This window comes from Streptomyces sp. NPDC096048 (genome assembly GCF_044763415.1).
GTDB lineage: Bacteria > Actinomycetota > Actinomycetes > Streptomycetales > Streptomycetaceae > Streptomyces.
The window spans coordinates 542,002-560,847 of the sequence record NZ_JBIWGG010000001.1 but is presented as its reverse complement, the minus strand read 5'-3'; the positions used below and the strand labels follow the sequence as shown (position 1 = coordinate 560,847).

General features: G+C 68.9%; 22 protein-coding genes. 2 read left to right on the top strand and 20 right to left on the bottom strand.

Annotation, left to right across the window (positions count from 1 at the left end; genetic code table 11):
- Positions 1 to 570: 570 nt before the first annotated feature.
- On the top strand, positions 571 to 1,764 hold the full coding sequence (locus tag ACIQ6R_RS02740) for a winged helix DNA-binding domain-containing protein (protein ID WP_404218263.1): 1,194 nt from the start codon (positions 571 to 573) through the stop codon (positions 1,762 to 1,764).
- Positions 1,765 to 1,791: 27 nt separating this feature from the next.
- Here ACIQ6R_RS02740 and ACIQ6R_RS02735 read toward each other — a convergent pair whose 3' ends face one another.
- From ACIQ6R_RS02735 to ACIQ6R_RS02700, 8 genes are all read right to left on the bottom strand, one after another.
- Positions 1,792 to 2,586: a class I SAM-dependent methyltransferase gene (locus ACIQ6R_RS02735; protein ID WP_404218260.1), complete on the bottom strand. Its 795-nt coding sequence runs from the start codon at positions 2,584 to 2,586 to the stop codon at positions 1,792 to 1,794.
- Positions 2,587 to 2,914: 328 nt separating this feature from the next.
- Entirely contained in the window at positions 2,915 to 3,787 is an 873-nt protein-coding gene (locus ACIQ6R_RS02730; RefSeq protein WP_404218257.1) for an LLM class flavin-dependent oxidoreductase, read from the bottom strand.
- 41 nt (positions 3,788 to 3,828) lie between these two features.
- Positions 3,829 to 4,503 carry a hypothetical protein gene (locus tag ACIQ6R_RS02725; protein ID WP_404218255.1) on the bottom strand — a complete coding sequence of 225 codons (675 nt, stop codon included), beginning with the start codon at positions 4,501 to 4,503 and terminating at the stop codon, positions 3,829 to 3,831.
- Positions 4,504 to 4,523: 20 nt separating this feature from the next.
- Entirely contained in the window at positions 4,524 to 5,117 is a 594-nt protein-coding gene (locus tag ACIQ6R_RS02720) for a hypothetical protein (protein ID WP_404218253.1), read from the bottom strand.
- Between the two features lie 89 nt (positions 5,118 to 5,206).
- Complete coding sequence (locus ACIQ6R_RS02715) at positions 5,207 to 6,565, bottom strand: putative T7SS-secreted protein (protein ID WP_404218251.1); 1,359 nt, start codon at positions 6,563 to 6,565, stop codon at positions 5,207 to 5,209.
- Positions 6,562 to 6,879 carry a hypothetical protein gene (locus ACIQ6R_RS02710; RefSeq protein WP_404218249.1) on the bottom strand — a complete coding sequence of 106 codons (318 nt, stop codon included), beginning with the start codon at positions 6,877 to 6,879 and terminating at the stop codon, positions 6,562 to 6,564. The genes ACIQ6R_RS02715 and ACIQ6R_RS02710 overlap by 4 nt, the downstream gene beginning before the upstream one ends.
- 127 nt (positions 6,880 to 7,006) lie before the next feature.
- A complete protein-coding gene (locus ACIQ6R_RS02705; RefSeq protein WP_404218247.1) occupies positions 7,007 to 8,011 on the bottom strand; it encodes a hypothetical protein in 1,005 nt (334 codons plus the stop codon).
- A 26-nt stretch (positions 8,012 to 8,037) separates the two neighbouring features.
- A complete protein-coding gene (locus ACIQ6R_RS02700; RefSeq protein WP_404218245.1) occupies positions 8,038 to 8,700 on the bottom strand; it encodes a hypothetical protein in 663 nt (220 codons plus the stop codon).
- 279 nt (positions 8,701 to 8,979) lie between these two features.
- On the opposite strand from ACIQ6R_RS02700, the gene ACIQ6R_RS02695 reads away from it, so the two are divergent.
- Positions 8,980 to 9,351, top strand: a complete 372-nt coding sequence (locus ACIQ6R_RS02695; protein WP_404218244.1) for a DUF192 domain-containing protein — start codon at positions 8,980 to 8,982, stop codon at positions 9,349 to 9,351.
- Positions 9,352 to 9,412: 61 nt separating this feature from the next.
- Here the strand turns inward: ACIQ6R_RS02695 and ACIQ6R_RS02690 are convergent, their stop codons facing one another.
- The 12 genes from ACIQ6R_RS02690 to cpaB form a co-directional block, all read right to left on the bottom strand.
- Complete coding sequence (locus ACIQ6R_RS02690; protein ID WP_404218242.1) at positions 9,413 to 9,784, bottom strand: hypothetical protein; 372 nt, start codon at positions 9,782 to 9,784, stop codon at positions 9,413 to 9,415.
- Positions 9,785 to 9,992: 208 nt separating this feature from the next.
- Complete coding sequence (locus ACIQ6R_RS02685; protein ID WP_404218240.1) at positions 9,993 to 10,619, bottom strand: OmpA family protein; 627 nt, start codon at positions 10,617 to 10,619, stop codon at positions 9,993 to 9,995.
- An 8-nt stretch (positions 10,620 to 10,627) separates the two neighbouring features.
- Entirely contained in the window at positions 10,628 to 11,206 is a 579-nt protein-coding gene (locus tag ACIQ6R_RS02680; protein ID WP_404218238.1) for a hypothetical protein, read from the bottom strand.
- A 33-nt stretch (positions 11,207 to 11,239) separates the two neighbouring features.
- Positions 11,240 to 11,830 carry a pilus assembly protein TadG-related protein gene (locus ACIQ6R_RS02675; RefSeq protein ID WP_404218236.1) on the bottom strand — a complete coding sequence of 197 codons (591 nt, stop codon included), beginning with the start codon at positions 11,828 to 11,830 and terminating at the stop codon, positions 11,240 to 11,242.
- A complete protein-coding gene (locus tag ACIQ6R_RS02670) occupies positions 11,830 to 12,030 on the bottom strand; it encodes a Flp family type IVb pilin (protein WP_404218234.1) in 201 nt (66 codons plus the stop codon). Before ACIQ6R_RS02670 ends, ACIQ6R_RS02675 begins: the two co-directional genes overlap by 1 nt.
- A gap of 462 nt (positions 12,031 to 12,492) precedes the next feature.
- Positions 12,493 to 13,386 (bottom strand): DUF5936 domain-containing protein, encoded by an 894-nt coding sequence (locus ACIQ6R_RS02665; RefSeq protein ID WP_404169694.1) that lies wholly within the window; start codon positions 13,384 to 13,386, stop codon positions 12,493 to 12,495.
- A 17-nt stretch (positions 13,387 to 13,403) separates the two neighbouring features.
- Positions 13,404 to 14,348, bottom strand: a complete 945-nt coding sequence (locus tag ACIQ6R_RS02660) for a type II secretion system F family protein (RefSeq protein WP_404218232.1) — start codon at positions 14,346 to 14,348, stop codon at positions 13,404 to 13,406.
- 174 nt (positions 14,349 to 14,522) lie between these two features.
- Positions 14,523 to 15,860, bottom strand: coding sequence for a CpaF family protein (locus ACIQ6R_RS02655; RefSeq protein WP_404169688.1), 1,338 nt, complete (start codon positions 15,858 to 15,860; stop codon positions 14,523 to 14,525).
- An 18-nt stretch (positions 15,861 to 15,878) separates the two neighbouring features.
- Positions 15,879 to 16,199, bottom strand: a complete 321-nt coding sequence (locus ACIQ6R_RS02650; protein WP_404169685.1) for a TadE/TadG family type IV pilus assembly protein — start codon at positions 16,197 to 16,199, stop codon at positions 15,879 to 15,881.
- A 115-nt stretch (positions 16,200 to 16,314) separates the two neighbouring features.
- Positions 16,315 to 16,644 carry a pilus assembly protein gene (locus tag ACIQ6R_RS02645; RefSeq protein ID WP_375924787.1) on the bottom strand — a complete coding sequence of 110 codons (330 nt, stop codon included), beginning with the start codon at positions 16,642 to 16,644 and terminating at the stop codon, positions 16,315 to 16,317.
- Between the two features lie 182 nt (positions 16,645 to 16,826).
- Positions 16,827 to 18,089 carry a CpaE family protein gene (locus tag ACIQ6R_RS02640; RefSeq protein ID WP_404218229.1) on the bottom strand — a complete coding sequence of 421 codons (1,263 nt, stop codon included), beginning with the start codon at positions 18,087 to 18,089 and terminating at the stop codon, positions 16,827 to 16,829.
- A gap of 8 nt (positions 18,090 to 18,097) precedes the next feature.
- Positions 18,098 to 18,805 carry a Flp pilus assembly protein CpaB gene (gene cpaB / locus ACIQ6R_RS02635; RefSeq protein WP_404169679.1) on the bottom strand — a complete coding sequence of 236 codons (708 nt, stop codon included), beginning with the start codon at positions 18,803 to 18,805 and terminating at the stop codon, positions 18,098 to 18,100.
- Between the last annotated feature and the right edge of the window lie 41 nt (positions 18,806 to 18,846).

Below are 18,846 nucleotides of genomic sequence, written 5' to 3'. Positions count from 1 at the left end.
CCGAGGGGGGGTTTCCACCATAACCCTTTGTAAGTGATGCTGCGCCCATCGGCGTGCCAAAACTACTCTCCGAAGTCGCCCGGCAACGCCCGGATGGCCCCGAAAGCATTCATTCCGCCCTGAATCATGGCCAGAACACAGCGGATACACAGGTGAACAGGGCGCCTGAAGGGGCTGAACGGACGGAAGAGGCGATCCGGCGCGGCCCCGACGCCCCCCGTGGGCCCCACGGCGAACGACCCCCGCTTCCCTCCACCGGGTGAACCCACCGGCGGACGCCCGCTTGACCGGGCACCGCGCAGCCCCCTCCACTGCGCGGTGCCACACGCGCAGCTTTGCTCACGCGAATTACCTGCTCTGAACCTACGCGATCAGGCACGCCGGATTCGACGCGAGGCGGACAACGATGAATAACGATGTGGGAACCCTGTGAGGATCGGAGGGAGATTCCGCCCCCTGTTACCAGCCGTGCCAATATTTGCGAAGGTACGCCGCATACGCCCCGAATATCCGCTTCCCCACGCACCGACTAGGCCGATTTCTGTCCTACTCCTCCTCTAACGTCACCTCATGACGAAGACGGCGGGGATCACTTGGGGCGCGGCGAGCGCCCGGCGACTGGACCGGCAGTTCCTGGCCATCTCTGCCCGAACGGGCACGCCGATCGCCGATGTGGCCGGCACGATGCTCGGCGTCCACGCCCAAGTACTGTCGGCGGCCGAACTCTCGGTCGGCCTGCGGACCGACGGCGTGACCCGGGCGGACGTACGGTCGTCGCTGTGGCCGACCGGGACACCCTCCGCACCACCGCCCTCGCTCGTGAAGACGCACGGTCCTCGCGGGACGGTGCACCTGCTCCCGGCCCGCGATCTGCCGATGTGGTGCGCCGCGCTGCCCGCGGTCGCCGACGGGCCGGGATCCCTCCCGTCCGACGTACGGCTGACGCGGGAGCAGGCGGAACAGGTCGTGACGGCGATCGGCGACGCCCTCGACGGCGCCTTCCTGACCATCGACGAACTCGGCGAGGAGGTCGTCGCCCGCACCGGTCCCTGGGCGGGCGACCTGGTGATGCCGGCGTTCCAGACCATGTGGCCGCGCTGGCGGCAGGCGCTGCACCGGGCGGGCCAGTCCGGCGCCCTGTCCTTCGGCCCGAACCGCGGCCGCAAGGTGACGTACACCCGCCCGCCCCACTTCACTCCGATGCGGCCCGAGGAGGCGTTGCGGCTCCTCGTACGCCGCTACCTGCACGCCTACGGCCCGGCCACAGCGCAGCACTTCGCCCGGTGGCTGGCGGCACCGCCCGGCTGGGCCAGGTCCCTGTACGACCGGCTGGCCGACGCGGGCGAGATCGAGCAGGTCGACTTCGGGGGAACGCCGGCGTGGGTGATGACGGACGACACCGTCTTCCCCGACGCGTCGGAGCAGGGGGCCCTCCTGCACGGCGTGCGGCTGCTGCCGTACTTCGACGCGTACCTCATCGCCGCGCAGCCGCGGGAGTCGCTCTTCCCCGGGGCCGCCTACCAGCGGGCGCTGGCGGGCGGGCAGGCGGGCAACTTCCCCGTGCTGCTCGTGGACGGCGTCGCGGCGGGCGTCTGGCACCAACGGCGCCGGGGACGGCGTACCACGGTCACGGTCGAACCGCTGGGCCGCCTGACGCCCCGACAGGAACGGGAACTGGCGGCGCAGGTGGAACGGGTGGGGGAGGTACTGGAGGCGCGGGCGGAGCTGGTGGTGGGCGAGGTGACGGTGGGCGCACACGCCTGAGGGGCCACCGGCGAGGGCGTCCGTGCCCTAGCGCTGTGGCTTGCGGGCGTCGAAGAGATGACGCGTGCTGTGGGCGACGAAGGGTCCGTCGGCCTCGATGCGCTCGTGCAGGTCGCGCAGTCGGTCCCGGTACCCCTCCACGGTGAAGCCGGGGACCATCCACACCACCTTGCGCAGGAAGTGGACGACGGCGCCGATGTCGTGGAACTCCATCCGCAGCCGTTCCGCCCGCAGGTCGACGATCTCCAGGCCGGCGGCCTCCGCGTCGGCACGCTCTCGTTCGGGGTGCCGGTGGTTCCGGCTCTCCTCCGGCTGGGGCCCGAGGAAGTACTCGACGAGCTCGAAGACGCTGCCGGGCCCGACGTGCTGGGCGAAGTACGTGCCACCGGGCAGGAGTACACGGGCGATCTCACCCCAGTGCGGCGCGACGGGGTGCCGGCTCACCACCAGGTCGAAGGCGCCGTCCGCGAAGGGCAGGGGCGCGTCGTCGGACGAGGCGACCACGGGGACACCGCGCGGACCGAGCAGCGCGGTGGCCTTGGCGACGTTGGGGGGCCAGCCTTCGGTGGCGACGACGAGACGGGGACGGCGGGGGGCAGCGGCTTCGAGGGCCTGGTCCAGGACCTCCCCTCCCCCGGTCTGCACCTCCAGTACGGAGTCGGCCTCGGCCAGCCGCCCCGCCATGGACCGCGCGTACCCCCAGGACGGCCGCGCCTCGGTGGCCCGCCCCTCGAACCAGGAGAAGTCCCACCCCTCGGTGGGTACGGAGGCGCCTTCGGCCATGAGGTCGTCGAAGGAGCGGGGGTGGTGGGGATGGGCCATGGGGGTTGAGTCCGATCGAAGCAATGGAGAACGAGGCGAGCGAGGCGGCGTGCGCCGCGAGGCGGTGCGCCGCGAGGCGGTGCGCCGTGAGGCGGTGCGCCGTGAGGCGGTGCGCCGTGAGGCGGTGCGCCGTGAGGCGGTGCGCCGTGAGGCGGTGCGCCGTGAGGCGGTGCGCCGTGAACGGCGGGCCAGGAGCGGGCGGGCCAGAAGCGATGGGCCAGGAGCGATGGGTGATGAACGGCGGGTCATGAACGGCGGGCCATGAACGGCGGGCCAGGAGCGATGGGCTACAGACGGTGGCCTACGAAACGACGGCGGTGGGCTGGGCCTAGGCAACCAAGGGCCGGACCTCCTCCGCGGCGAACCGCACGAACCCCTCCGGATCGGGCTCGTCACCGGTCGGCTGGAGGATCACGGTGTCGGCCCCCGCCTCGGCCAGCCTCTCCACGGCCCCGGCGACGGCCCCCGCATCCCCGGCCACACCGAGATCGGGCACCGATCCGACACCTTCGGCGTCCAGCTCGGCCCGCAACCGTTCGCCCGCGTCGGGCCCGGTGGCGGCCAGGAGATACACGACGACCTTGTGCGCTTCCCCCCGCCCGGCCGCCGCGCGCCCTTCGTCGATGAGCCGCCGGGCCCGACGCACCCCGTCGGGCGGAGTGGCCGCGGTGAGAACGGTCCCGTCGGCGGCCTCCCCCGCAAGCCGCAGCGACCGGGGCCCGGTGGCACCGGCGAGCACCTCGACTCCCTGCCCCGTCGGCCAGTCGAGCGCGACGTCGTCGAGCCGGACATACCGCCCTTCGCTGGTCACCCGCTCCCCACCCAGCAGCGCCCGCAGCGCCACCAGATGCTCCCGCAACAGGGTGACGGGCGACTCGACCCGCGCCCCGACCTGCCCCATCCAGTCCTGCACCCCGTGTCCGACGCCGAGGATCGCGCGGCCGGGGAACATCCGGTGCAGCGTGGCGGCCTCCATCGCGGTGACGGCCACGTTCCGCAACGGCACGGGCAGCAGCCCGACCCCGACGCGCACCCTCTCGGTCCAGGCGAGCGCAGCGGCCGCCGTGGAGATCCCACCCTCGCGAAAGCAGTCCTCCCACAGCCACAGCTCCTCGAGCCCGGCCTCATCGGCGGCGCGCGCCACGGCACGCAGCCGCTCGGGGGCGAGCTGGGGGCGGAATACGGCGCCGAGTCCAGTCATGGGGCCTTCCTACCTCCGGCCGGGGCCGCCGGACAACAACATTACGAGTCGGCACCCAGGGGATTCTCGAAGCGGACCGTCTCGACGACCTGCCGCAGGATCGCCCGGTACTCCTCCCGACGCGCCGTGGCCGTTGTACTCAGCGTGAGAACGGCCAGACGCTTGCAGTCGGGGTGCGGCAGGTGGGCGTGGATCTGGAGAAGAGGCCGCTGCGGAAGCCCGCTGCCGGCGGCAGGCTGACGCGCGGTCTCACTGAGAACCGCCGGTCCACAGGGGAGTTCCTGGAAGGCGATGTGCGTATGCCCCTCGACCGCCGTGACCGCACGGGCCGCCGTGACGGCACGCGGGGCGACGTTCGTGTCGCGCCAGGAGATTGTGAAGAGGGAGAGCAGAGGCTGCGCGCCGCCACTCGTCTGGCCTCCGACGTCATCGCGGTGCAGCCCGATTGAGCAGTGGACGGTGCCGGACTCGCACAGCGCTGCGAGCATTTGCTGCCCCGATGCGAGGAGCGCGACGAACTGCTGCCGAGCGATTTCACTGGGCGCCGCTTCGAGTAACGGCGCGGCAGCCACGCACAGTTTGTCGGCGTCCGACGTTTCCGGCTTGGCGAGCAGAGCGTCCAATGGCAGAGCTGTGAAGCCTGGGGGTTCAGCGAACCAGAGCTCTGCGTGAGGGTCCTTGACGGATTCGTCGACGACGATCGCAGCCGAACTCACGGCATGCCTCATTCCACGGTTCAGGGGTGGACGGGGTAGACGCCTGCACGTCGTCCACGCTCAATATCCGCGGGAGTAGCGCCCCAGTCGGCGAAGCGCCAGCCGCTCTGCACATCAATCCGCTGCTCGACGACATGGAGATGGCGAGGGGCTGTGCCCCTTCGGGTAGGCGCGGCGACAAGCCCGATGAATCGCGGATCGCCGGCGAACCACACCGTTTCGATCTCCGCCTTCAGATGAGGTTTGGCGCGGGGGGCCATACGGCGGGCCCACCACCTTCGTCGGAAATGCCGGGGAAAGACAAGCGGGAGTTGCTGCTGCCGACAGGCCGGGTTGGGGAACTCGAACCAGCCGTACTGCTTACCCACCACTTCGGGTCGTTTAGTCAACCCTCGCGGAGATTCCCGCACAATCTGCCAGGGGTACGCACGCAGAATCCGCAACATCAAGAATGCCGCAGGGAAGTATTTCAGTTGAGTCAATACCCGGTAAGGCCCGTAGATGAAGTACGGCACGAAGACCCATGCGACCCAATTAGGCGTATAGGTGGAAACTCCCAGCAGCACGACCCAGCAACCGGACCAACCGACCAACCCGGTGACATTCATGGTCATGTGCAGAATCCACGCCCGACGCGTGGGACTGTAATCCCAAGCCGTGGCACAAGCGACAGGGTTCATGTCCAGCCTCCTCTTTTACGGCGCTAGAAAACATGACGGACGAGACCAATGATCCCGCCGTTGTCTAGGATGAGGCGGGATCCATCGATTCCCGCGACCGTACCGTCTTTGATGCCGTCACCGTCAGCGTCCACCGCCTTGTTATACAGGCCGAAACCACCAGTGGCGACCCCGGTTAGACCTGATGCCCCAGCTACGACTTTCGCCGCCTTTTCTGGGTTGCTGAAGCCCCGCACAGCGCGCGCAATCAACCGGTTTTCCAGCCCGATAATTCGCTCGGCTTCATCTGCTGATTTCGATCCATAGAGGGATACCTTCTGCCAGAAACCGAGCGTTCGGGCGCCGGTTTGAATAGCGTCAGCCGCTTCGATACTCCCCCTGGCCGCAGCCCCCACCCCCGGCAACGCCCCTGCGAAATCTGCACCGACCGAGACAGCGTTGCTCCAGAAGTCGGCATCCAGTTCGCCCTTGGTGATGCCGTCCATCAGGGATGCTCGCACCTCCGGGTCCGTGAGTCGCAGCACAAGTGCAGTCGCGCTCATTCCGGACGCTGTCAGCATCAACGCTGCCATCGTCGCGAGCCCAAGTCCCAGTGGCCCTGAAAGAAGAAGCGCCACCACCCCAATAAGCCCCGCCGTGAAGCTGAGGATGTCCGGCAGGTTGTCGCCCAGCCAGTCCAGTACCTCGTCGAACCACCCCGGCTCGTGCGGCACCAGCTTCTTCGTGGCGTCGCGGATCTTTCCCGCCCGGTGACCGGCCTTTTCCTCGTGCTCTTCGGCCAGCCTCTTCGCCTTGCCGATGATCTTCGCCAGCTCGGCCTGGGCGTCGTCCAGGTCTGCGTTCGCGCGCGTCAACGCCTTCTTCGCGGCATCGTGATCGGTGCCGTCCTTCTTGAGGTCGGGGTCGTCGCCGGCCTTGTCCGCGCGGCCCTGTGCGCGGTCGACCGCGGCCTGTGCTTCCTTCGCGTCCTCTTCGAGCTTCTTGGCCCGCCGCTGGAAGTCGTCGAGTTCGCCCTCCCAGCGATCCAGTTGCCTGGCCGCCTTACGGATGGAATGGGCCGCGTTCTTGAGGTTCAACGGCAGCGGGCCGCCGTCGAGCTGCTCGCGGAAGGCGACCGCGGCGTCGCCCTTCCAATAGCTGCCGTCCAGGAGTTTGGTGACCAGGTCGTGGGTCTCCTGAAGCATCTTGGCGCACCCGCTGAGCTTCTTCTGGAGGCCCCGCACGGTCTCCGTGTCCCCCGGTACGGGATTGAAGCCGAGGTGCGGATAGCCGGGGTTCGGGATGCGCGGGGCGGACTTGAGACCCTGCGGCTTGCCAAGGTCCGCACGGGACCGAGGGTCGAGCGCGGCACCGTACTGGTCGTTCCCGGCGGTGACGGTCACTTCTCGGCACCGGTCTTGACCTCGCGCGACTTCCGCACCGCTTCCTCGAGCGCCTTGTCGACTTCGAGGTAGCTGTCCTTGCTCTTACCGATGATCTCGGCCAGGTCCTCCGTCTGCTTGCCAATCTCCTCGGAGCCGTACTTCCAGTCCTCCTGGAAGGCCTCGCACGCCGAGTCGAGGTCGTCCGTGCCGAGACCGGTGATCGTGGCGTCCGACAGCGCCTTTCGGACGCCTCTGAGCGAGGTCGACGACTCCCTCAGCGACTTCATGAACCGCCCGAGTTCGTCGCCGTCAACGGCAAGCCGCTCCGCCATGTGTCCGTCCCCTCTCCGGTCCACCCGCACCGAAGAGAGGAACGACGACATGCGGTTTTCGTGGCGCGTACGCGGACACCGCCCCTCTTCGGGGACTCACTTACGCACTGAGGGCTGGCGCCGCCGGTCAGCGGTTGACGGCCTGGATCTCCTGGACGATCACGTCCTGAGTAGCACCGAACGTACCGTCGGGGAGGTCTCCGCCGGCTCCTCCGCTGCCGGTCCAGTGGATCTGCCAAGTGACGGTGGCTTGGAGCGGATATGAACCGCCGCCCGAGGAACGCAGGTAAGTCACACCGCAGGGCGGGGTCTCGTTCGCCTTGCCCTTGGCGTAAGCCTCACCGATTCGACCGTTGTTGATCTCGCACACACCGGACGCGGGGTGGGTCTCGGCGTCCTCGGTGCCCGGCTCGATCCTCAGTGAGACCGGTTCCGCCGTGGCCGTCGCATGGACACCGATCGCTTCCACGGACGCGGTGACCGAGACCGGCTTGAACTCGGCACCATCCAGCCACGCCCACGTCGGAAGGTTTACCTTGGTGGCCTCCGCGGGCGCCAGCGTCACCTCGGTACCAGGGACGCGGATTTCCGCGTAGGCAAGCTCGGCGAGGACCTCGGGGGTTACGGCTTTCTCGACGTTGGCCGGCGGAGCATCGCCCGTGTCCACCCAGAAGTAGTCCTCGTCACAGGAGTCCCAGCCCGGCGGATAGCTCTTGTTGACGTACGACCCCCACCAATATCCCTTGTCGGTCTTGTCCTTGTTGAAGCCCTTCTTTTCGTCATCGGCGTTGTACTTGTCCCGCTGCTTGGCGTCCCACTCGTATCCCGTGGAGCCGGCTTCCCAGATCGGTTCCAGGTGCTCCTGCAACTGCTCAGGCGTGTATTTGGGCGCGTACCAGCAGGGTGGCGGGCTCCACGATGTGGAGGATGCCAACGCCCCGGCCGAGTCACCGCTGCCGTTCTTTGAATGGTCGAAGACAACGCCTCCGACAGTCACCCCGACAGTACCGTCGCCGCCAGTCTCCGCACGCTGCTCCGTGGTCGAGTTCTGTGTGTTGCCGTCCAGAATGTCGTCGGCGTGTGCCGGGCCAGGGAGCGCAACCAGGGACAGGCAGGCGCTGGCAACGACCATGGCCGGTAGCGTCCTCATCGCGTGCGTCAGAGCTGGCACTTTTCACTCCCGCTCTGCGAGGCGATCTTCTGGATCTCCCACACGCCTTCGCTCGTCTTCTTCAGGGACGTGTGGTAGATGACGTAGCTCTTGGCAGTTACCTCGGTTTTTCTGACCTTGTCGGTCTTGAGGTACTTCACGTACGCCTTACCTTGGTCTTCGCAGTAGGTGAAGGAAGCCGTACCGTCCTCGTCAACCGTTACTTCAGGGGCATAAAAGCGGTAACTTCCCGTAATGCCAGCTTTTTGGTCAACGTAGTTCTGAATGAATTCCTGCGTACCGGCAGCCGCCTCGCCCTCGTAGTAGTAGAGGTACGCCTTGTCGAGAGCATCCTGGTTGACGATTGCCAGGTCCACGGCCTTGATGGACTGCTCGCTGTCGGCAAGCACCGCGTCCTTTTCCTTGTCGCCCGTCCTGGGCCACTCGAAGGTGTAGGAGAGGTCGGAGGGTAGATCGATCTTTGGCCGATCAGTCTCCAACGGTCCCGCCGTAGTCGCCGAGGCCGACGGGCTGGAACTGCCCGTGTCCGCCCCCGCGATCTCGTCCTTGTCGCTGGAGGAACTGTCGTCACTGCCGCACGCGGACAGCGTCAATGCCGCTGCGGCGGTCAGCGTGAGCGCTGCGAGCAGGGTGGGGCGGCGGCGATTCACGGTCGGCTCCTGGGTGGGACGGGGCTTCTCTTGAGCGAAGCAACGCTATCCACCAGGATGGAGTGGCACCAGAGTGAGACCTGTCTCCCTGCGGTGCCCCATGAGTCCACATCAGCCGTACGTGTGGCTTCTTGGATGACAACAGTTGCGTAACGCGCCAGCATCGCCCCCTGGGCGTGCGGCCACCCCGCTCGCCTCGGCGCGTTTCACACAGGAAGCAGCAAAGAGGCGCAGCAAAGCGGCCTGCGGTGGTGGGGACTGGCGGAGAGGGGTAGCGGCGTGGGTCGACGCTGGCGGGACGGGCGAGGGGCGTTGGTCGTGGAGGGGGCCGCCGGGGGCGGGAGCGTCCGTGTGCCGCTGGAGATCGCCGGTTCGTACCGCGCCCGCACCAAAGGGCTCTTGGGACGGGAGGCCGTAGACGGGGCGATTCTCCTGTCGCCTGCCAACAGCGTGCATACCTTCCGGATGCGGATGCCCATCGACGTCGCCTACCTCGACCGCCGGCTCGTCGTCATCGCCGTGCGCACCATGCGGCCCGGCAGGCTGGGGCTGCCCCGGCTGCGTGCCCGACATGTGCTGGAGGCGGAGGCCGGAGCGTTGGCCGGGTGGGGGGTGCGGGTGGGTGCGCAGGTTGAGGTCGTAGGCGGGTAGGGCTGGATGGACGAGGCCGGACTGCCCTTGAAGCGCCACGCGAACTCATCGGCAGAAGTCCTCAGGGCGACACTATGTGGAGGAGCGCCGTACCGTCCGTACCGGTCGTCGCCTGGATCACTACGGCATCGGGCTGGGCACTGGGACGGGTACCGGACAAGCCGCCGCAGGAGTTGCCGCTGCCGTTCTTGCGGAGCACCGTGATGCAACCCTGACCCGGGCCGCTCGCACCGCCCTTGGACTGTCCGTTGCCCGACTTCACCCTGTACTCGATCTTGTTCGGGCCGACCTCGGTCACCGAGAGCGTCGCCGGGCCGCCCGGACCCTGCAAGCGGACAGTCACGGGCTTGGACACCGCGATCTCGCAGTTGCCGTCGGTGCAGGCACTGGCGTCGTAGCCGTCCGCTGCGGAGACGGAAGGCTCCGGTTCCACGGAGGCCGACTGCGTGGTCGACCGGGATGACGTCGGCCGCTCCGGAGGCGACGAAGGCGTCGGCGCGGTGTCTGTCTCGTCCGGGCCGCCGCAGGCGGCGACCATGAGCACCGTCAGCACCGCGAGGACCATCACTCGTCCGCGGCCCGGCAGTGGGAACCGCGGCTTCCGCGCTCCTACGTGTTCCTCTTGCTCCGCCATCCGCCGGTCAGGCTTCCGTGCGCGGGAAGGAGACCTCGACCCGGCGGTTCTTCTTGCGGCCGGCCTCCGTCGAGTTGTCCGAGATGGGGTACTGCTCTCCGTAGCCGCGGACCTCGTAGGTGATGTCGGCGTCGTTCAGGGCCTGGGACAGGACGTCGTGTACGGCGTTGGCGCGCTGTTTGGAGAGTACGTCGCCGTGGGCGGAGGAGCCGAGGTTGTCGGTGAAGCCGAAGACCCGGACTCTGGTGGCGTTCTGGGTCTTGATCTCCTCCGCGATTCCCGAGATACGGGACTTCGCCTCGGCGCCGAGCTTGGCGCTGTTCTTGGCGAACAGCACCTCGGCCTGCAGCGCGAGCGTCACGCTCGTGTTGGTGTCCTCGCGGCGTTCGTCGCCGCTCTGCTCCTCCACGACCGTCTTGATGTCCAGGACCTTGGCCTGGGCGAGCGTCGCGCCGTCCGGGATCTTCAGGTCCGGGTCGTTGGGGTCTACCTCGACGGGGGCGGAGGCCGAGGCTTCGGTGCCTGGCGGGTCGTTCGGGTCGTCTTCGGCGTGGGCGGTGGTGGTGCCGGTCAGGCTCGCGGTGAGCACGAGGGCGAGGGTGACAGCCAGGGTGAGGCGCGGGGGGGAGGTCATGGTGGGCCTCACCCGGCGATCTCGATGGTGCCGGTCGTGAACATAGGCAGTTGGAGCGTCACCTCGGTCGCGCTTGCGGGGGGCGCGGGGAACTGCATGAAGACCGGCAGTGACTCACCCGCCTTCAAAGCAGGGAAGTTGGTTGTCGTGAGCGGTCGGCCGTCAGTGTCGCGCAGCACGTAATAGCGCTTCTTTCCCTTGGAGTCCACCAAAGTGGCACCGCCGAGGGAGCTACCGTTTCGGATGATCTCGGTCTCGTTGCCGCTCAGCTGAGCGGGGACATTGACTGTCTCGCTACCATCGTTCTTCAGGTCACCGCTCACCGTGACGAAGCCTCCCGCATCGCGCTGTGCGGTGGTGACCTTGAGGAACAAACCGCTGGGTCCCTTCAGCTCGGCCAGAGTCTCCTTCGAGTCCCCCTCCTGAGCTTCCGGCTTCGACTCACTGCTCTTGGAGGAGGTCGCGGCCGCGTCGGGTTTGTCGTCGTCACCTCCGCCACCACAACCCACCGCACCGAAGGCCAGCCCGATCGCCATGGGCCATGCGACCAAACCCCTGCGAGCCCGTGTTGTGAACCGAATGCTCATGACTCCGCTTCCTTCGCCTTCGTCGTTCGCTTGTCAGTCGGCCAGATGGACGTCGAAGAGATCCTCGGGCCTCGGCAGGTCCGAGAGATCGTCCGGCTCCAAATCCCAGACCTCGCCCTTGCAGGAGAGCCTGGGCAGCGCGTCGCGGTCGGCTTCCTCGGCGGGCGGCTTGACCGAACAGCGGGCTTCGATGACCGCGGTCGCGGACTCCGTCGCCTTCTGTTCCTCCGTCCCCGGCACGATCGTGTCCCCGACGGTGTCGTTGGTCTGGGCAACGACTGTGTAGCCCAGAAGTCCGTCCGGTTCGCAATCCACGCTGCCGTCGTTGCGTGCCGCCAACTCGTGAGCGCGCCAGCAGGCGCTGGGCACTGACGCCTCTCCTTCGAAGATGTCCTGCCATGAATCCGGTTCCAGAACGTTCGCCAGCCACTCGTCCGCCAGGCGGTCGCGGGTTTCCAGGGCTGCCCCGAGCGCTGCGGCATCAGCCGCCGTCTGTGCCTCACTACGAGTCGCCGCGGCCTGGCCGACCGCGAAGTACGCGAGCGCGAGAAAGAGCAGGCCTCCCACCACCGTGATGTAGATGGGGAAAGCCTGCCCTGCGTCCCCACGTGTACGGAGAGGCATCAGCCGCCGGTGACCTCGGTAATCTTGTCCCTGATCGCGTTGTAAATCGTCTGACCGATGTCCGTCCCCGTAATCGCCAGCACGATCGCCACCACCACCGCGATGATCCCCAGGTACTCCACGGCCGTCTGCCCCTTGTCGTTGCGGGCGGCGGCGCGGGACTGCAGGTAGGCGGCGGTGGTGTGAAGCCAGTTGGTCATGGTGTTCCCCTCCAGGGTGGACGATGCCGCGTTCGTCGTGCGGAACGTGCGGCGGGAGGGCCCTCGGGTCAGAGGGCCCCGGGGCGTCATCGCGGGCCCCGTCATGTGCTGTGAGTCGGTCCATCGAGGTCGTCCCGGGCACCGCGGCTCGGCGGCGGCACTCCTGGGGGTGGTGGGGGGCGGGGATGCGCTGGTTGGTCATGCCGGACGTCACGTCGTCCACGATCTCCGCCTCCCTCGCGTTCAGTTGGGACCTCGACCTGTCGGGAATACCAGACAACGACTGTCTCACAGTTGATTGCACATGCGAAAGATGTTGTGTTGAAGTAGCCCGACTGGGCTTCCATTCGCGGACTGTTAGCGGTTTCGGGATGTGTGCAGTTGCACTCTTCTCGGGTACGGCCTCCTCGTTTCCCTGGCGTCTGATCGACATGGCGTCCTCCCCTCCGCTCATCTGCTCGGCTACTCGCCCGTGATGGTCCCGAAGTCCGTACCGGACCCCAGGATCAGACCGGCGCCGAGGAGGATCATCGTGGCCGGGACCATGAAGGTGGTGATCATCATCGTGGCCTTGGGGACCGCGCGAGCGGCCTTGCGGCGGGCGTTCTGGGCGTCCGTGCGGCGCATGTCCTTGGCCAGGGACACCAGGGTGTCGACGATGGGGGCGCCCAGTTCCTCGCCCTGCTGGAGTGCCGTCACGAACATCGCCACCTGTTCGGAGTCGTTGCGCCGGCGCAGCTCCGCGAAGGCCTCGCGGCGGCTCATGCCCAGGTCCATCTGACGCAGGGTGATGCGGAGTTCGTCGGCCCAGGGGCCCTCGTAGCGCATCGACACGCGGTCCAGGGCCTGGCGGAAGCCCAGGCCGGCGCTCACCACGACCGCCAGTACGTCCAGGAAGTCGGGGAGCGTGCGCTCGATCACGTCCTTGCGGATGCGGATCGCCGACCAGATGCCTACCTCCGTCCAGAACGCGCCGAAGGCCAACAGCAAGAGGGCTACAACGAACTGGCCGCGCAGGACGAAGACCACGAAGCCGACCGCGCCCAGGAAGCCGTAGACCGCCCGGCGGGCGGCGTAGCGGTCGATGGTCAGGCCGCCGGGGTTGCCGGCCAGGTCGATCCTGCGCCGGTACCTGGCCACCAGGGCGGGGCCCATCAGACGCAGTACGGCGGGGGCGTAACGCATGCCCATTCGGTCGATGAGGGAGTCCACCGCGCCGGTGCGGGTGGAGCCGACCTCCAGGGCGAGGGCGAGGTCGGGGGGCAGTTTGGCGTCGGCCCGGTACATGCGGATGCCGGCGAAGACGCCCCAGACGCTCAGGCCCATGAGCAGGGCGAGGAGTAGTCCCAGTCCCATGTCGGTCAGCTCCCCCCTCAGACGTCGATGCGGGACATGCGGCGGATGAGGATGAAGCCGACCGCGTAGAGCGCGAAGGCGATCAGCACCGCGGCCTGGCCGGCCGGGGATCCCGTCATCCGCTCCAGGGCGCCGTCCTTCACTCCGTTCATCAGGAACAACGAGCCGACCCCCAGGACGGGGACGGCGTACGACGTCATGCTGACCTGGGAGAGCTGGGTGCGGACCTCGCGCCGGGTCTCCTTGCGCTCCTCCAGCGTCTCCGTGAGATTGCGCAGTGCGCTCACCACCTGGCCGCCCGCCCGGTTGGAGAGGACGAGGGTGGTGACCAGGACGACCAACTCCCGAGAAGGGAGGCGGTCGGCGAGTTCACCGAGGGCGTCGTCCATCGAGGCGCCGATGGCCAGTTGGTCGGCCACCTTTCCGAGTTCCTCGCCGGCCGGGGCTTCCAGTTCCTCCGCCGCCATGCCGATGGCGGTGCGCAGGGCGAGGCCGGCCTGGGTGGCGTTGGCGATGATGCGGGCGATCTCGGGGAGCTGGTTGATGAACCTCTCGATGCGTTTCTGGCGTTGCCAGTCGAGGAACCGCAGCGCCGCCCCGACACCCAGCAGTGCGGCGATCGGACCGAAGAACGGGGCCAGGGTCGCCTGGCCGATCAGCCCCAGGCCCGCGACCGCCGCGAGCATGTACACGAAGAACTCGCCGGGCGTGACGTCCAGGCCGGTCGCCGTCAGGCGCAGTTCGAGTCTCCGGCCGAGCTTCGTGCGGCGCAGGCGGCGGTCCAGGGTGCGGAAGCGGCGCGGGCGCCCGGCGGAAGGGAGCCGGCCGGCGGCGGAGAGGCGGTCGACCAGGGCAGCCCGCTGGGCCCTACCGGCGGCGTAGGAGTGCAGGCCCATGACCGCCAGGGCGCAGGTCAGCAGCGTGATGCCGGTGGTGAGCGTGACGAGCGTTTCCAGTTCCATCGGGCGGTTCCTACCTGGCTTGCATCGGGGTGGGTCCTGGCCTGGCTTCCATCGGGGCGGGTCCTGACCTCGTTTGCATCGGGGCGGGTCCTGCCCGGCTTCCATCGGGCGGGTCCTGTCCGGCTTCCACGCGAACGGGTCCGAACGTGTCTGGCCGGGCCGGCATCCGTTCGGTCACCTGGCCTCCCGGGTGGCGAGCTGGTCCGCGGTGTGGGCCACGCCGAAGGCCTGCGGGACGGGCTGGCTCGCCATGTAGAGGCGCTCGGCGGTGCGGCGCGGGAGGGGGTAGTACTCGAAGGCGCCGTAGATGCCGCCGTCGGCGGTCATCGGCCGGGCGTTGAAGCGGGCGACCGTGGCCAGGCGGTACGGCTCGCCGCCGTGGCTGGCCAGCATGGCGATCTCGGTGATGCGGCGGGCGCCGTCGGCGAAGCGGGTGAGCTGGACGATGACGTCGACGGAGCTGTTGATCTGATCGTGCAGGGCAACGAACGGAATCTCCACGTCCGACATCGAGGCCAGGGTCTGGAGGCGCATCAGGGCGTCCTCCGCGCTGTTGGCGTGGACCGTGGCGAGCGAGCCGTCGTGGCCGGTCGACATGGCCTGGAGCATGTCCAGGGACTCGCCGCCGCGGACCTCGCCGACGACGATGCGGTCGGGGCGCATACGGAGGGAGTTGCGGACGAGGTCGCGGATGGTGACGCGGCCCTGGCCCTCGACGTTCGGCGGGCGGGACTCCAGGCGGATGACGTGGGCCTGCTGGAGCTGGAGTTCCGCCGAGTCCTCGATGGTGATGATGCGTTCGGTCTCCGGGATCAGGCCGGAGAGCGCGTTGAGGAGGGTCGTCTTCCCGGTGCCCGTGGCGCCGGAGACGATGATGTTGAAGCGGGCCTGCACCAGGCCGGCGAGCAGATACAGCATGTGCTCGTCGAGCGAGCCGAGGCCGATCAGCTCGTGGAGGGTGAAGGAGCGCGGGAAGCGGCGGATGGTGAGGGTGGCGCCGGTCAGTGACAGCGGCGGGATGATGACGTTGACGCGCTCGCCGGAGGGGAGGCGGGCGTCGACCATCGGGTTCGACTCGTCCACGCGGCGGTTGACCGTCGAGACGATGCGCTCGATGGTCTGCATCAGCTGCTCGTTGGAGGCGAAGCGGAGCGGAAGTTGTTCGACGCGGCCGCCGCGTTCCACGAAGATGGCGTCGGGGCCGTTGACCATGATCTCCGTGATCGAGGCGTCCTCCAGCAGCGGTTCCAGGATGCCGAGGCCGAGGGCCTCGTCCACGACCCGGCGGATCAGCTGGGAGCGCTCGACCGTCGACAGGACCGGGCCCTCGCGGCTGATGATGTGCCCGAGGACCCGTTCGAGGCGGGCCCGGCGTTCGGCCATCGCCAGCGAACTCATCTCGGCGAGGTCGATCTCCTCCAGGAGCTTGGCCCGGTAGGAGGCGACCAGGTGTCCGTCCTCGCCCCGGCTGCCGTGCTCCTCGGGGGAGTGGATGCGTGCGCGCAGGCTCATGCGTCCTCGGCTCCTCGGTCAGTGGTCCAGTGGCATGGTGGCGGTCCTGGTGGCGTCCCCGAAGTCCCAGCCGGGCACGATCGAGGGGATGTCGACGGTGGCGGTGACCGTCACCTCGTCCCCGCCGTACGACGGTGGGCAGTCGGTGCCGTCCGCGAGCCAGCCGCTGACCGCCGCCGCGCACGCCTCCGCCGCGCTCTCCTGGAGCGAGGCGCTGCGGGCGCCGGCCCGGGCCGCCGTACCGGCCTGCTGGGCGGTGTACGCGATCAGGCCCAGCTGTACGGCGGCCATGCCGACGATGATCAGGATCGGGAGGAACCCGAGATACTCGATGGCCACCTGGCCACGGTCCCTGGCGCGGCCCTTCGGAGAGCAGGAGGAGCACGAAGAGTGTGAGCTGCATGAGGAGTCCGCGGAGTGCGAGGAGTTCGAGGAGTTCGAGGAGTACGGCATCTCAGTCGGTCTCCTCTTCCACCGCGCCCGCGTGCCCGTGCACGGTGAACGGGAAGCTGACCGTGCCCGGGAAGAGGATGGGCACCTCGATGCGCACGTCGGCGGTGACGAAGCCGCCCGCGGTGTCGCAACCCACCTCGGCGCCCCCCTCCCACGCGCCCGGCAGCTTGTCCCGGCCCGCCTCCTGGCAGGCTCCCTGCCGCGCCCCCCGGTCCGCCGCCGTCGCCGCCCGAACAGCCTCGTCGGCAGCATTACCCGCGAGCGTGTACGTGTATCCCACGAGTACGAGCTGCCACAGCACCACCAGCGTCGCGATGATCACCGGGGTCATGCCGAGGAACTCGATGGTGACCTGGCCCGCGTCCCCTCCCGCGGCCGGCCGGGCGTCCCGAGGCGGGCGCCCGTCCCCTCGCGCGGGGCGGGCGACCCCTCGCGCGGGGCGGGCGACCCCTCGCGCGGGGCGGGCGACCCCTCGCGCGGGGCGGGCGACCCGGGACCCGCGGCGTAAGGCGTTCATCCCGCACCGTCCTTCCGCCGCCGGAAGCTCGCCGACCCCCGGTCGCCGCCGCGGAACCGGCCGCCGCCCTTGCGATGGTCCCCCTCGGCGGCCCTGACCAGCCCGAGTTCGCCCGCGAGCGCCCACAGGGCCTGCTTCACCGTGCTCTTGCTGTCCAGTTCGTGGACGCGGCCGGCGTCCACGGCGCCCTGGAGCTCCTTGAAGTTGGCGGGGACGGTGGTGGCGGCGACCGCCGTGCCGGTGATCTTCTGGATCAGCGGGGGCTGGATCTCCGTGGCCCGCGTGTGCCGGTTGACGACCACCGTGGTCTCCTCCGCCTTGCGGATCTGCAGCCGGTCCCACATCCGCACCGCGCGCTTGGCGCCCCGCACGGCGACCACGTCGGGGGTGGTGACCAGCAGCGCCGAGTCGGCCATCTCCACGGCCGCGGCGCCGGCCCCGCCGAGCTGGGCGCCGCAGTCGAGGACGACCACCTCGTAGCGGGAGCGCAGGGCGCTGACGATCTGGCGGGTGGCGCGGTCGGTGACCTCCTCGCCGCGTTCGCCCTCGCCGGGGCCGAGCAGCAGCGCGAGGCCGGTGTCGTGGCGGAAGACGGCGTCGGCCAGGACACGCGGCGAGATGTCCGTGATGGTGGCGAGGTCGACGACCGAGCGGCGGAACTGGACGTCCAGGTAGGAGGCGACGTCGCCGGCCTGGAGGTCCATGTCGACCAGTGCCGTGGGGCGGCCCGACGCCTGTGCCGCCAGGGCCAGTTGGATGGCGGTCAGGGTCGCTCCCACGCCGCCCTTCGCGCCGCTGACCGTGACGACGGTGCCGCCGGCTCCGGTGAACACGTCGACGCCGCTGCCGAGGTGCCGGCGTACGCCCACCGACCACTGGGCCACCGCCTGGACGCGGCTGGCCAGTTCCTCGTAGCCGAGCGGCAGGGCGACCAGGCCGCGGGCGCCGTAGTCCATGGCGGCCTGGAAGAGGCCGGGGCCGGGGTCGGAGGTGACGAGGATGACGCCGACGGCCGGGAAGCGGAGGGCGACCTCGCGGATCAGTTCCAGGGCCGGGACCGGGCCGATGCGCTCGTGGACGACGACGACCTCGGGCAACTCGTCGACCGACTCGGCGGCGAGGCGGGCGAGGGTGTCGACGAGCTGGGTGGAGTCGGTCACCGGGGCGACCGGTTCGGCGTCCGGGAGCTGGCTGAGCAGGGTCGTGATGGACCGTACGGCGTCCGCGTCGCCGACTGCCGGGAGGATCCTCGTGGGCATACGGGCTCTCACTTGTCCTTCGCGAGTTCGTACGTCCGGTCCTTGTCCGGGACCGTGGTGTCGCTGCCGGGCGCCACCAGCGCGAGCCGGACCCGCTGGGCGAACGACTCGGCGTAGGTGATGCGCTGGGCGTCGATGGTGGACAGTGCGAAGGTGATGGGGACGGCGTCGGTGGGTTCCCGGTCGCGGCTGTTCTCGTCGGGCTTCAGCGAGGTGAGGTCGCCGACATCGATGACCTTGGCGTTCGTGACGATGATCTTGGACTGGGCGGGGTCACCCTCACGCGCTCCCTCGAAGGTGGCGTACACGTTGACGGAGGAGCCGGGCGTGATCTTGCCGGCGACGCCGGTCGCCGCGTCGATCATGATGGCGACCTCCTGCTGCCCGGGCCGCAGGGCGGGCTGGTCGACGATCATGTCGCTCTGCAGCAGCGACCCCTTCTTCAGCGTCGTCACGGCGATCTTGCCGCGGACCTGGCCCAGGTCGGTGACGGCGTTCTCCGACAGCCAGCGCTCGGGCATCTCGATCTTCTCGAACTGCCCCTCGCCGAGGGGCGTGTAGGGCTCCACGTTCGTCTTGAGCCGGTACGCGGTGACCTCGGGGCCGACCTTGGACTTCACGTCGTTGACGATGGACAGCACGCCGGCGAACGCACCGAGGGCGCAGAGGACCGACAGGATCAGCAGGATGATGCCGCGGCGCTGACGGGAGTTCATGAGCCGTGCAACCTCATTGGGGGAATCGGTCGAACCGGATC